The sequence below is a fragment of the Paraburkholderia haematera genome (genome assembly GCF_905220975.1).
GTDB classification, from domain to species: domain Bacteria; phylum Pseudomonadota; class Gammaproteobacteria; order Burkholderiales; family Burkholderiaceae; genus Paraburkholderia; species Paraburkholderia haematera.
Window position 1 is genome coordinate 1 of sequence record NZ_CAJNBK010000027.1, and the last position, 12,532, is coordinate 12,532.

Below are 12,532 nucleotides of genomic sequence, written 5' to 3' on the forward strand. Positions count from 1 at the left end.
CGCGCAAAGCCTTGCCACTGCTGGCTCTCCCGCTCCCCGTGCCCCGCTGTCCGGAGCACGAAAGAGCGAGATTCTAGCGAGCCGGACCGTGCCTTGCAAGCGTTATTTTGATATGCAGGGATTGCGCCAGAAATGGCGCGAAGACGGCACAACAAGCACACCCGAAGATCCGCTGAAAACCACCTCGTTCAGGCGGCCACGTGCTTCTGCATCACGCGCTCGACTACGCCCAGATAATGATCGAGGTCTGGCGTCGCGCGATTTTCTTCTTTGGCGCGATCGTCCCATTTGCGCAGGCGCAGTGCATCTTCCGCGTACGGCTTCTGCAGGAACGCCTCAGCCTCTTCCTTGCTGAAGATACCGCCTTGCAATTCCAGGCTCCGCACCGAATCGGCGGAAAGCTGGCCGAAGTACGCGTCGTCGATTGCACAGAGGCAGCGCTTGGCGTCGACATGCAGCCGGATCGGCTCCAACACCGCGTCCGGCAACACCGGCCGCAAGAATGGCAGCGCGAAATACTGATGCAGATCGTCGATGCCCCGCTCCGTCGGCGTTTCGCCTTGCAGATTCAGCAGATGGCCGAGGTCATGCAAAAATGCAGAGGCAACGAGTTCATCGTAAGCACCCGCCTCTTCTGCCAATGCACCGCTTTGCAGCGCATGTTCAAGCTGCGTCACCGGCTCGCCGCTATAAGCGAGGCTGCCGTACTGCTCAAATAACGAACGGATGTCGTTCAGACTCAATGCCACGCTTTTACTCCCACGGTAATGAAAAGGTCTTCAGGTTGGTGAAGCTCTTCATTGCTTCCTGAACACCTTCCTTATAGCCAAGCCCGGAATCCTTGATGCCGCCGAACGGCGTCAGCTCGATCCGGTATCCCGGCACTTCCCACACGTTGACCGTTCCCACACGCAATTCGTTGATGAAGCGTGTGATCGCGTCCTGCCGGTTCGTGCACACCCCAGACGACAACCCGAACGGCGTACCGTTACTGATACGGATAGCATCGTCGAGCGTATCGAAGGTGATAATCGGGGACACCGGGCCAAACGTTTCCTCACGCACCAGCGTCATTGACGGGTCGACGCCATCGAGCACCGTCGGCGAGTAAAGCGCGCCGTCGCGCTGATTGCCGATCCGCAGGCGCGCACCAGCCGCAACCGCTTCGTTCACGCGCGCCTCGAATAACTGCGCAGCAGCGTCGTCGATCACGGTGCCCATCTGATTTGATGCGTCGAACGGATCGCCGTAGGTCCATGCGCGCGTCTTCTCCACGACCAGTTCGGTGAAGTCCGCCGCAATGCTCTTTTGCACCAGCATCCGCTTGACCGCGGTACACCGCTGCCCGGAATTCTTATACGAGCCTTGCACGGCAAGCGTCGCCGCACGATCGAGATCGGCGTCTTCGAGCACGATCAACGGGTCGTTGCCGCCCAGTTCCAGCACGACGCGCCGGTAGGCCGCCTTCGCCGCGATGTATTTGCCGATCGCCACACCACCCGTGAACGTCACGAGTTCCGCCAGAGGATGCGTGATCAGTTCATCGGCGATTTCGCGCGGATCGCCAGTCAGCACCTGCAGCATCGGCGTCGGCAAACCCGCTTCATAAAGAATGTCCGCCAGATACAACGCCGACAACGGCACCTTCTCCGACGGCTTGAGCACCACTCGGTTATTCGTCGCGATCGCCGGCGCAATCTTGTGCGCGACCTGGTTCATCGGATGGTTGAACGGCGTAATCGCCACGATCACGCCCGCCAGCGGCTCGCGCTGCGAAAACACACGACGCTTCTTGCCATGCGGCGTGAGATCGCAGGAGAAGCTCTGGCCGTCGTCGCGCAAGGCCTCGATTGAGGCGAACTTGAACACATCGGCAACGCGGCCGATCTCGTAGCGCGAATCCTGTTTCGACAAACCCGACTCGAGCGAAATCAGGTCCGAGGCGTCTTCGGTCCGCTCCCGCAGCAATGCAGCGGCGCGCTCGAGAATCTGCGAGCGTTCGTAGCGTGTGAGCTTCGCCTCATACGCGGCGGCATATTCGAACGCGGCACGCACGTCGTCGATGCTCGCCAACGGGACCGTGCCCACCCGCGTCCCCGTAAAAGGATCGAGCACGTCGAGTGTGCGCGAACGCGTCGCGCGCTCGCCTTTGAGGCGCAGCGCTTCGGCCCGAAATGCCGGATGGTCCCGCAGTACGGCGTTCATGATGCCGACACGTGATTCAATGCGACGTCGAAGATATCGAAGTTGCGCAGCCGTTTATCGGTGGGCACCCCCTCGACACGCCGATTGAACAGCAGCGGCACTTCCTGCTCGGAGATCCCGCCGTGCGAGCGCAACGGCACGGTCAGTCCGGACAGATCGTGTTCATCGCGACGTGTGCCGAGCACCACGTGCTGGGTGCTGACCACGACGATATCGCCCACACGGTCATTCGGCAATTCGAAGCGCTCGCATGCGGCGCGATTGTCGAGGACCACTTCGACACCCTGCAAACCGCCGATCCGTTCGATCACCTGCGCGACGCTCACGTCGCCCGGCAGGTAAATCGTCGCGAACGAACCGAGCGCGCCGTGATGCACGACATACGGATCGGTGATCGGCAGAATCACGCGCGCTTTCCCGTGCCCGAGCCAATCGTCCAGCACATCCTGCAGATAGATCACATTCGGCTCGCCGGTCTTCGAGTCGTGCTTGGCGTTCATGCCGTGGTCGGCGGTCAGGCCGATCACCCAGCCGAGCGCGTCGAGTTTGGCGAGGTAGCCATCCATCATCGCGTAGAACGCGTTCGCGCCTTCGGTGCCCGGCGCCCATTTGTGCTGGATGTAATCGGTAGTCGACAGATACATCAGGTCGAGCTTGCGTGTTTCAGCAAGCCGCACACCGGCGGCAAACACGAATTCGGACAGACCCGCGCTATACACATCCGGCACCGGCAAGCCGACCAGATCGAGCACTTCGTCGATGCCGTTTTCTTCGCGCGTCACCTGGTCGGCTTTCTCCGCCGAAAAGCAGATGCCCTTCAGTTGCCAGCCGAGCAGCCGGCGCAGTTTGTCTTTCGCGGTGACCACGGCAACCGCGGCGCCGGCTTCCGCTGCGGCCGCCAGCAAGGTTCCCGCGCGCAGATAGGCCGGATCGTTCATCATCACTTCCGCGCCTTCACCGCCGTTCGCGTCCGGGTCCCAGAAGTAATTGCCACAAATACCGTGCACCGAGGGCGGCACGCCGCACACGATCGAGAGGTTATTCGGGTTGGTGAACGACGGAATCACGCAGTCGCCCTTGAAGGCCGCGCCACTTTCGAGCATCTTGCCGATGAAAGGCGCGGCGCCCGCCGCGACCGCGGCTTCGAGGTAATCGTATTCACAGCCGTCGACGCACACCACGACAGTCGGTTGCGCGGGCAGCCGGTAGCTGCGGCCATTGACTTCGATCGTACGTTCGCTTGCGTTTGCCATCATTACCTTCCAATACGTTAAGAGCACGCGTGCTCCAGTCAATCCAATACGGCCAGTCTCAATCGTTCGATACCGCCGACATCTGCACCGCGCCCAGGGGCCCCGACGATTCGCACGCCTCACGCGCGCGCTGCAGGCCGCCGTTCACATGCGCATGCATCAGCGCCGCGGCATGTTCCGCGTCGCGCGAAGCCAGCGCCGTCAGAATCGCGCGATGTTCGGAGAGCGAGCGCTCCATCGCGTCGGCACGCACCACCAGCGCGGCGCGGCGAAACAGGCTCAACTCGCTCACCAGCCTTCGATATGTTTCATACAGCTTGCGGTTGCCCGATGCCGCCACGATCGCGTCGTGAAACGCCACATTGGCGCGCGCGTAGGCATCGTGATCCTGGGCGTCGAGCGCCGCGCGCATCGCGTCGAGCCACTCGCGCAATACGGCAAGTTTCTCCGCATCGATACGCGAAGCCAGCATGCGGCACGCCGCCTCTTCGAGCACCGCACGCACCGCGTAAATCTCGTCCGCTTCCGCCAGCGACACCGTCCGCACGAACACGCCGCGGTTTTTCTCGGTGCGCACGAGGCCCACCTGTTCCAATGCGCGAAACGCCTCGCGCACCGGTCCGCGCGATACCTGCAGACGTGTGGCCCAATCGGCCTCGTTGAGTTTGTCGCCGGGTGCGAGCGCCCCTTCAATGATGTGCCGTTCGATTTCGTCGCGGACCAGCGTCGTCAGCGAATGCCTGCGCACGACCTCAATCGGATCGACAGAAGCAGTTTGCATATATTCGGTCATTTTGACATATTTCGCCACATCGATAAGGGTAGACGCTTGCGCGCCGTCAAGGCACGCCAGCACAACCATCCGAAGGTACTCGTCAGTCCGCCCGACGGCGCGGAACACGTGCCGCGATCAGCAACAGCGCTGCAAGCGAGACCATCAACAGAATCAGCGACAACGCGGAAGCCGGCAGGTAGTAACCGCGCTCCACCTGCCCGACCACGACGATCGGCACTGTCGCGAAGCCCGGCGGGTAGACGGTGAGCGTGGCGCCCAGTTCGCCGAGCGAAAGCGCGAAGCCGAGCGCGAGACTTGCACGGATCGCCGGCACCAGTTGCGGCAGCACGACGCGGCGCAGCACCATCGACGGCGGCGCACCCAGACTCGCAGCCGCTTCGCGCAGAATGGTCAATTCCGGACGCAACGCCGCAGCCGCACAGCGGTAGCAGAACGGCAGCACCAGCGCGAGCTGCACGAACACGACGATCGCCGCCGAGCTCGACAGATCCAGCGGACGCTTGTGATAGGCGATCAGCACGGCCAGCCCGAGCACCACGCTCGGCACGCCGTTGGGCATCATCGCGATGGTGTCGACGATCGCGCCGAGACCGCGCCGGTCGCGTCCTTCGAGCGCCAACGCCAGCCACAGCCCGAGAATCGTGCCAAGCACGGCGACGCCCATGCCGATTTCGAGGCTTGTCGTCAGCGCGTCGAAGTCGCTGGAGCCGAGCCGTTCGAACCAGCGCATGCTGAGGCTGTCCGGCAGGATCGTGCCCGACCAGTGTCCGGCCACGCTCGACAGCGCGACCACCAGCACCGGCAAGACGAACAGCCAGAAGCACAGCAACGCGGCAAAACCGAGAAACAGGCTGCCGAGCATGCGCACCGGCAGGCTGCGGCGCACCGGCCGCGCCTTCTTGTGCATGACCGGCAATACGGTCGGGTCGAGTTCAACGGCCATGGCCCGCTCCTTTCACCTTGCGACGGTTCACCTGGCGGTACAACGCGTACAGCGACAAAGACATGATCAGCATCACCACCGCGCCAGCGGCAGCGGTCGGCAGATCGAGATCGACGGTCGCGGAACTGTAGATCGCGACCGGCAGCGTGATCAGATGCGCGCTGCCGAGCACGAGCAGAATGCCGAACTCGTTCAACGTCAGCAGGAAACACAGGATCGTGCCCGCGGCGATGCCCGGCCACGCGAGCGGCAGGATCACTTTGAACGCAACCATCCAGCCGCTTGCGCCGAGACTGCGGGCGGCTTCGATCAAGCGCATGTCGAGCGTGGCGAACGACGCCAGAGTAGGACGCACGACAAACGGCGCGTAGAAGACCACTTCCGCGAGAATCACGCCGCCCACGCCGAACAGAAAATTGAGCGGCGGCGCTTCGAGATGAAACAGCTGCTGCAAGGCGATGCTGACCGAGCCTTGCGAGCCATACAGAAAGATCAGTGTGAACGCGACCAGAAACGACGGGAACGCGACGAACAACTCCAGAAAACGGGTCACCATGCGCGCGCCGGGAAACGGCTTGAAAAACAGGAGCGCCGCGAGGCCAATGCCGAGCAAGGAGGCGAGCCCGGCACTCACAAACAGAATCCACAGCGTCGTGCCGACCACGCCGCTCGTTTCCGGATTGCTGAAAAACGCCGAATAGGCCTGAAGGCTCAAACCGTGCGGGCCGGTGAAACTCAGCAGCACCAGACGCACAAGCGGATAGATCACCAACGGACCCAGCACGACCACCGCAAGGAACAGCAGGTGCCATTGCGCCGCACGTTCGCGCCGCTTCACCGCCGCCGTATGCGCGGCCGCGCTCGCGCTGCGGCGGGCATCGGCGGCAGCGCCAGCCGCGTTGAGCGGATTGGGGGTATCAGGGGTTGATAAGGACGACATCGTCAGCCTCATAACGCAGGGAAACACGCGCGCCCTTCTCCGGCATCATGCCGTTGCCGCGCTGCATGGTGACAAGCACCGGCTCGTTAGGCATCGCGTCCAGAACGACCGACACCGACAGCACCGCGCCGTACCATTCGACCGATGTGATCGCGCCATGCAACTGCCCTTCGCCGAGCGGCACGATACGCAGCGCTTCCGGACGCAGACAGGCCACCCGCTCACGCTCGTTGTAGCGCACATCGCCCAAGCTGAATGCGACCTGCGGCGGCAGCAGATTGGCCGCGCCGAGATAGCGCGCGACGAAACCGTCGTTCGGCGTGTCGTACAACTGCTGCGGCGTGCCGAGTTGCGCGATGCGGCCTTCGCGCATCAGCAGCGTGCGGTCGGATAGCACCAGCGCGTCGTCCTGATCGTGCGTCACACAGACGATCGTCAGATTCGGCAGGCGCTCGTGCAGCGCTTTCAATTCGGAACGCACCGAGGCGCGCAGATTGGCGTCGAGTGCGGAAAGCGGTTCGTCGAGCAACAGCACGTCCGGCTCGATCACGAGCGCGCGCGCCAAGGCCACACGCTGCTGCATGCCGCCCGACAATTGCGCGGGCATGTGATGCCCGGCGTCGCCCAGCTGCACGAGTTTCAAGGCATCGGCAACACGCCGGGCGACATCTTTCGACGGCGTGCGACGCGCGCGCAGCCCGAAAGCCACGTTATCGAACACCGACAGATGCGGGAAAAGCGCATAACTCTGAAACAGCAAGCCGAGATTGCGCTTATGCGGCGGCACATGCGTCAGGTCGTGACCGGCAACGGTCAAGGTGCCCGACAGTCCGTCCGCTTCAATGAACCCGGCAATGAAGCGCAACAGCGTGGTCTTGCCGCAACCGCTGCGGCCCAGCACGGTGAGCAATTCGCCGCGCTGAATGGTGAGCGACAGATCGTCTAGCACGGTGCGCGTTCCGAAGCGCACCGTCAGATGGTCGATCTGCACGCCGCCCGGCGTGTTCGAACGCGCGGCGTCGAGCGCGTCCGGTGAGGCGCCGAGCGCGCCTGGGTGAGCAAGACTGGCCGTATTCACCGGGTTCATCCTCCAACTAGATTAATGCTGACGCGGCGCCCTCGCGAAAAGCAGAGGGCGCCGCCTGATTCCACAACGAACTGCGGCTTACTTCGGCTTGACCACTTCGATCTGCTTGCCCGACGAACCGATCACGTCGCTCTTCCAGCGTGCCGTCCAGTCAGCCTTTTTCGCCATCACTTGCGTCCAGTCCACCGGGATCAGCGTCACACCGGCAATCGCCTTCTTGACGGCTTCGCCGTTCTTGCCGGCGAGCGGCACGTCGGTGCGGCCCGGAATACCGAAGATGTCCGGCACCTTGGCTTGCACGTCGGTCGACATCAGGTAGTCGATCAGCTTCTTGCCTTCAGCCTGGTTCGGACCGTTCTTGATCAGGCCGATCGCGTACGGCAACTGGAACGTGGTCGGCTTGTCGCCGGCTTTGGCAGCGAGGAAGATCGGCTTGAGCGACAGGCCGCCGTTCGCTGCATCGTCCAGATCCATCTGCAGGTCGCCGTTGGCGAAGGCGATTTCGTTACGCGAGAGCAGCACGTCGAGGTAGCCCGTGCCCTTGGTGTGGAACTTGGCGCTCTCTTCGAGCTTCTTCAGATAGTCGAACGCCTTGTCTTCACCCATCAGCGACGTGGTCAGGATGATGACGGCCATCCCGTCGCCAGCCGTGGCCGGGTTCGAGTAGGCGACCTTGCCGGTGTAGTCCGGGTGCAGCAGGTCGGCGAACGTCTTCGGCTGGTTCTTCGTGACGTCCGGGTTGATCGCGAACGAGAAGTAGTTGTTCACGAAGGTCGCCCATGCGCCGTTCGGCGCCTTGGCGATCGCCGGCACGTTCTTGTAGTTGGCGCTCTGATAAGCCTGCAGCAGGCCGGCCTGGTCGGCTTGCTGAATGAACGGCGGCAACGTGACGATCACGTCGGCCTTCGGCTGATCCTTCTCGATGGTGGCGCGGTTCACCACTTCGCCGCTACCTGCCGTGACGATGTTGACCTTCACGCCTTCCTTCTTTTCGAAGGCCGGCAGCACATCCTTGTAGAGGTTTTCGAGGCCGTCGGCGGTGTACAGCACCACGGCGTCAGCCGCATGAGCCTGCATCGCCGTGCCGCCAAACGCTGCCGCGGCGATCAGCGCCGGCAACAGTTTGCGTGCGAGGCCGGCCGTGGCGTGAAAGGAATTCGTCTTTGTCATGTCGCTCTCTCCGAAAGGCAAAAAACCAGACGGTCGGGATAACCCGATACCTGTTGTGATTGAACGGCGGTGCGCGCCGTGCCGCTTGCGTGTTGCCCGCAGCCAGTTGCCGTGCAGTTTCGCTCAGATTGCAGATTGCCGACAACTTTGCCGCTTCTCCTTCAGCCTGACTAACAGCTCACCTACGACATTCGCGCTGCCGGCCATGCCTGAACGGGCACGGCAAGAATCACAGGTTTCCATGACAACGCCGTGACTATTCTGTCGAATTCCAAAAAATGACACAATTCGCCAATAATATCCAAACTAAACTTTTTGTCACCCGACCTGGGCGACGAACATTCATCTGACGATGGAGGCTTGTGTGATCCTTGGAAACGACCCAATCCTGTTGACCCCGGGCCCGCTCTCCACCTCACCGCAAACTCGCGAGGCGATGCTGCGAGACTGGGGTTCGTGGGACGCCGCGTTCAATCGCATGACCCACAGCGTGTGTGCCGATCTCGTGAAGATCGTGCATGGCGAAAATGACTATGTGTGCGTGCCGCTTCAAGGCAGCGGCACCTTCGCGGTCGAAGCGGCGCTCGGCACGCTGGTGCCGCGTCAAGGCTGTGTACTGGTTCCGAACAACGGCGCGTATTGCGCCCGTCTGATCCGCATTTTGCAGCGAATGGGGATCGCTTATGTCGAGCTGGCGCTACGCGAGGACGAACCGGTCAGCGCCGCCGCCATCGAAGACGCCTTCAATCGCAATTCGCGTATCAGCCACGTTGCACAAGTCCATCTGGAAACGAGCGCCGGCCTGCTCAATCCGCTCGACGATATCGCCGCAGTGTGTCAGCGACACGGCAAGAGCCTGATCGTGGACGCGATGAGTTCGTTCGGCGCGTTGCCGATCGACCTACGGCGCGGCGGCATCGACGCGCTGATCTCGGCGAGCGGCAAATGCCTGGAAGGCGTGCCGGGGATGGGGTTCGTGATCGTGCGGCGCAGCGTGCTGGCGCAGAGCGAAGGGCGCTCGCCGTCGCTCGCGCTGGATCTCCACGATCAATACGTCTATATGGAAAAGACGACGCAGTGGCGCTTCACGCCGCCGACTCATGTGGTCGCGGCTTTGCGGCAGGCGCTCGATCAATTTATCGCGGAAGGCGGACAAGCGGCGCGCGGCGCTCGCTACAGCCAGAACTGCGCGGCATTGGTGACCGGCATGAAAGCGCTCGGCTTCGAGCCGTTTCTGAAACGCGAAGTGCAGGCGCCGGTGATCGTTACGTTTCACGCGCCGCGCGACCCCGCGTGGAATTTTGCGGACTTTTATGCCGCGGTGCGCGAAGCCGGCTACATGCTGTATCCGGGCAAGCTCACGCAAGTGGAAACGTTCCGCGTGGGCTGCATTGGCGCAATCGATGCAAACGAACTGCATAACGCGGTGGCAGCGATCGACCGTACGCTGAAACGGCTTGGGATTCGCGTGAAGTGACATGGACGCCGGGAAGCCCTGTGCCGCATAGGGTGCACGAGGCGTTCGCTCATGCACCCGGGCCGTCAGCCGCTCGGGCGATCAGACGATCAGGCGATCAGGATTTCCGGCCCATGCGCCGTGATTGCCTTGCCGAGCGCCTTTTCCGGCGCCAGCTCGGTGATCAGATAACGCGCCGATTCGATGCCGTTGATGCGCACCGGCGTCACGCGCCCGAACTTTGAGTGATCGGCGACAATCACCACCGTGTCGGCTGCGGCGATCATCCGGCTGCGCACTTCGGCGGCCATGCGGCTGTAGTCGGTCAGGTACCCGTCCGGCGAAATGCCGCCCGCGCCGATAAAGGCGAAGTCCGCGTGGTACTGAGTCAATTGATGGACCGTGTCGAGGCCGAAGGTGGCGTCTTCGATATCCGACAGTTCGCCGCCAAGCAGCGTCACGCGGTTATCGTTGCGGCGTCCGAGCAGCAGCGCGATACGCCAGTCGTTCGTATAGACCGACAGGCGATGCCGGTCGAGCAACGCCCGGGCCACCGCCTGCGTGGTGCTGCCCGAATCGATGATCAGCGAGGCGCCGTCCGGCACGAACTCAGCCGCGCGCTCGCCGATCGCCCGCTTCGCGCCGGCGTTGGCGGCTTCGCGCGTATCGAGGTCGGGCTCGCGCCGGTCGCTCGACAGCGCGCCGCCATGGGTCGTGACGAGCAGGCCGCGCCCGGCCAGCGCATTCAGGTCACGGCGGATCGTCTCGCGCGATACATTCAGTTCGCGCACCAGTTCAGCGACCGAGAGCGCGCCGGTTTTGGCGACTTGCGCCAGGATGTATTGGTGACGTTGTTCTGCGAGCATCTGTTGAGGGCCGGTAGCCGGCACACTTGGGTTTCGCCACGGGTGAAAGGCCGGCGTATTGTATTACGCGCGGCGCGGGGATGCTCCTGCTGGCGCGCTTACCTGCTAACCTGACTGCCTTGGCCGCGCGCGCCGACGCCAGTCGACGCCGCATGGTCCGTCAACCGAACTGCCGATGCCGCCACTGTTTCGCCGTTTACTGCTGCTGTTCCACGCGTTGCGTTACGGCGCGCGCCTGATCTGGCTCGCCGCCCCGTCCGATCACAAACTGCACTGGATGATCGAGCTGGTCGGCCGCGTGCATGCGTCCGGGCGCACCGAGCGTCTGCATGGCGTACTGCCCGCGCTCGGGCCGCTCGCGAGCCGCTTCGCGCAGACACTCGCTGAACGGCCCGAACTCGCGACCGGCACCCTGCACGACGCCATCGACGCGATCGATCACCTCGAAGCGCCGCTGCCGCCGCAGGAATCCGAACAGGCTTTGGCACGCGCATTCGGCCGGCCGCTCGCCACCATCTTCAGCGCGGTCGATCTGGTGCCGGTGCGCGGCGGCTTTGCCGAACAGACGCACTTCGCGCGGCTCATCGAGCCGGTCAAAGGCCATCATGAAGTGGCCATCAAGCTGGTGCGCGCCGATCAGTTGCAACAGATCGGCGACGAACTCGCGCTTCTACGCTGGGTCGCGCGCTGGCTGGAGAAATTTTCCGGCTCGGCCCGCCGCCTGCAAGTGCGTGCGCTGGCGCAGACCTTTACCGACGACATCCTGCGTCGCTTCGATCTGCGCGCCGAAGCCGCCAATCTGAGCCAGACCGGCCATCATTTCGACGGCGACGCGCGCATCGTCGTGCCGGACGTGATCTGGGACCTGTGCACCAACCACACGCTAACGATGCAACGCGTCAGTACCCTGCCCGCAAGCGACCTGCCCGGCCTGCACGCGCATCACGTCAAGCTCGCGCCGCTGGCCGCGCATATCGTCGAGGTGGTGACTGAACAGGCCTTCGAGCACGGCTTTTTTCACGCAACGCTCGATGCACGCCGGGTACGCGTGAGCGTCGAGGCGGACACGCTCGGACGCCTCGTGCTCGCGGAATTTTCGATCATGTCGAGTCTGTCGACCGGCGAGCGCGAATTCTTCGTGCACGGCGCGACCGCGTTATTCAACCAGGACTACGGCCGGCTTGCCGAACTGCATCGCGATGCCGGGCACGTGCCGCACGACACGCGCGCGGAGATGCTCGAAGCCGAGTTGCGCACCCGCGCCGAAGCGCACTTCGCAGCGGAGCCGGAAGACCGGTCGGCGGGTTCGCTGTTTCATCATCTGCTGCACGCGGTGCATCCATTCGACGGCGCCGTGCCCGGCCGTCTCGCCACCGCGCAGCGCTCGTTCCAGCAGGCTGAGATGCTGGCGCGCGCGCTGCATCCGGGCGTGGATACGTGGAATGTCGCACGCAATGTGCTGGCGGGTATTGCACGGCGCGATATGGATCATCGCGGCTGGATCAAGCGCATTTCGCGCGAGCTGCCGCATCTGGCGCATATGCTGCCGCGCGTGCCGCAACTGGCCGTGCGCTACCTGCAGCATGAGCACGATCGCGCCCGCACGCCGCAGCAGAATGCCCAGCTGTTGCAGGATATCAGCCGCGAGTATCGGCGTACGCGTGTGCTGCTGTGGGCATGCGCGGTGTGCGGTGGCGTGCTCGGCGCGGGGACGGTGCTGCTGATGTGGTGACGCGGTGAATACGCCGATGTTGTGATGCAGGGCTGGCGATGTCGGCTTGATGATGTCGAAGAGGCCGCGAGACAAGTTTCGGGC

The 12,532-nt window shown here is 63.4% G+C and carries 11 protein-coding genes; 2 read left to right on the top strand and 9 right to left on the bottom strand.

Annotated features, from left to right (window positions below):
* Nucleotides 1–188: 188 nt before the first annotated feature.
* The 8 genes from KHO23_RS29435 to phnS all read right to left on the bottom strand — a co-directional run bounded on the left by KHO23_RS29435 (nt 189) and on the right by phnS (nt 8,394).
* Nucleotides 189–749 carry a phosphonate degradation HD-domain oxygenase gene (locus KHO23_RS29435; protein WP_211615748.1) on the bottom strand — a complete coding sequence of 187 codons (561 nt, stop codon included), beginning with the start codon at nt 747–749 and terminating at the stop codon, nt 189–191.
* A 4-nt stretch (nt 750–753) separates the two neighbouring features.
* On the bottom strand, nt 754–2,205 hold the full coding sequence (gene phnY / locus KHO23_RS29440; protein WP_211615750.1) for a phosphonoacetaldehyde dehydrogenase: 1,452 nt from the start codon (nt 2,203–2,205) through the stop codon (nt 754–756).
* Entirely contained in the window at nt 2,202–3,458 is a 1,257-nt protein-coding gene (gene phnA / locus KHO23_RS29445) for a phosphonoacetate hydrolase (RefSeq protein ID WP_211615870.1), read from the bottom strand. The genes phnY and phnA overlap by 4 nt, the downstream gene beginning before the upstream one ends.
* Nucleotides 3,459–3,516: 58 nt before the next feature.
* On the bottom strand, nt 3,517–4,251 hold the full coding sequence (locus tag KHO23_RS29450) for a phosphonate utilization associated transcriptional regulator (RefSeq protein WP_211615752.1): 735 nt from the start codon (nt 4,249–4,251) through the stop codon (nt 3,517–3,519).
* 82 nt (nt 4,252–4,333) lie between these two features.
* On the bottom strand, nt 4,334–5,197 hold the full coding sequence (gene phnV, locus KHO23_RS29455; RefSeq protein ID WP_211615754.1) for a 2-aminoethylphosphonate ABC transport system, membrane component PhnV: 864 nt from the start codon (nt 5,195–5,197) through the stop codon (nt 4,334–4,336).
* Complete coding sequence (locus tag KHO23_RS29460) at nt 5,187–6,137, bottom strand: 2-aminoethylphosphonate ABC transporter permease subunit (protein WP_211615756.1); 951 nt, start codon at nt 6,135–6,137, stop codon at nt 5,187–5,189. Before KHO23_RS29460 ends, phnV begins: the two co-directional genes overlap by 11 nt.
* Nucleotides 6,115–7,215 (bottom strand): 2-aminoethylphosphonate ABC transport system ATP-binding subunit PhnT, encoded by a 1,101-nt coding sequence (phnT, locus tag KHO23_RS29465; RefSeq protein WP_211615758.1) that lies wholly within the window; start codon nt 7,213–7,215, stop codon nt 6,115–6,117. The genes KHO23_RS29460 and phnT overlap by 23 nt, the downstream gene beginning before the upstream one ends.
* Before the next feature lie 87 nt (nt 7,216–7,302).
* Nucleotides 7,303–8,394, bottom strand: coding sequence for a 2-aminoethylphosphonate ABC transporter substrate-binding protein (gene phnS, locus KHO23_RS29470; RefSeq protein ID WP_211615760.1), 1,092 nt, complete (start codon nt 8,392–8,394; stop codon nt 7,303–7,305).
* A 352-nt stretch (nt 8,395–8,746) separates the two neighbouring features.
* On the opposite strand from phnS, the gene KHO23_RS29475 reads away from it, so the two are divergent.
* Nucleotides 8,747–9,871, top strand: a complete 1,125-nt coding sequence (locus KHO23_RS29475) for a 2-aminoethylphosphonate--pyruvate transaminase (RefSeq protein WP_407946084.1) — start codon at nt 8,747–8,749, stop codon at nt 9,869–9,871.
* 89 nt (nt 9,872–9,960) lie between these two features.
* Here the strand turns inward: KHO23_RS29475 and KHO23_RS29480 are convergent, their stop codons facing one another.
* Nucleotides 9,961–10,716, bottom strand: coding sequence for a DeoR/GlpR family DNA-binding transcription regulator (locus KHO23_RS29480; RefSeq protein WP_211615762.1), 756 nt, complete (start codon nt 10,714–10,716; stop codon nt 9,961–9,963).
* A 175-nt stretch (nt 10,717–10,891) separates the two neighbouring features.
* On the opposite strand from KHO23_RS29480, the gene KHO23_RS29485 reads away from it, so the two are divergent.
* On the top strand, nt 10,892–12,448 hold the full coding sequence (locus tag KHO23_RS29485; RefSeq protein WP_211615764.1) for an ABC1 kinase family protein: 1,557 nt from the start codon (nt 10,892–10,894) through the stop codon (nt 12,446–12,448).
* The last annotated feature ends 84 nt before the right edge of the window (nt 12,449–12,532 follow it).

What these genes read in the sequence shown, in the direction of transcription:
- phnY (WP_211615750.1), bottom strand. Translation starts at nt 2,205, where the DNA reads ATGAACGCCGTACTGCGGGACCATCCGGCATTTCGGGCCGAAGCGCTG.
- phnA (WP_211615870.1), bottom strand. Translation starts at nt 3,458, where the DNA reads ATGGCAAACGCAAGCGAACGTACGATCGAAGTCAATGGCCGCAGCTAC.
- KHO23_RS29450 (WP_211615752.1), bottom strand. Translation starts at nt 4,251, where the DNA reads ATGACCGAATATATGCAAACTGCTTCTGTCGATCCGATTGAGGTCGTG.
- phnV (WP_211615754.1), bottom strand. Translation starts at nt 5,197, where the DNA reads ATGGCCGTTGAACTCGACCCGACCGTATTGCCGGTCATGCACAAGAAG.
- KHO23_RS29460 (WP_211615756.1), bottom strand. Translation starts at nt 6,137, where the DNA reads ATGTCGTCCTTATCAACCCCTGATACCCCCAATCCGCTCAACGCGGCT.
- phnS (WP_211615760.1), bottom strand. Translation starts at nt 8,394, where the DNA reads ATGACAAAGACGAATTCCTTTCACGCCACGGCCGGCCTCGCACGCAAA.
- KHO23_RS29475 (WP_407946084.1), top strand. Translation starts at nt 8,747, where the DNA reads ATGGAGGCTTGTGTGATCCTTGGAAACGACCCAATCCTGTTGACCCCG.
- KHO23_RS29480 (WP_211615762.1), bottom strand. Translation starts at nt 10,716, where the DNA reads ATGCTCGCAGAACAACGTCACCAATACATCCTGGCGCAAGTCGCCAAA.
- KHO23_RS29485 (WP_211615764.1), top strand. Translation starts at nt 10,892, where the DNA reads ATGCCGCCACTGTTTCGCCGTTTACTGCTGCTGTTCCACGCGTTGCGT.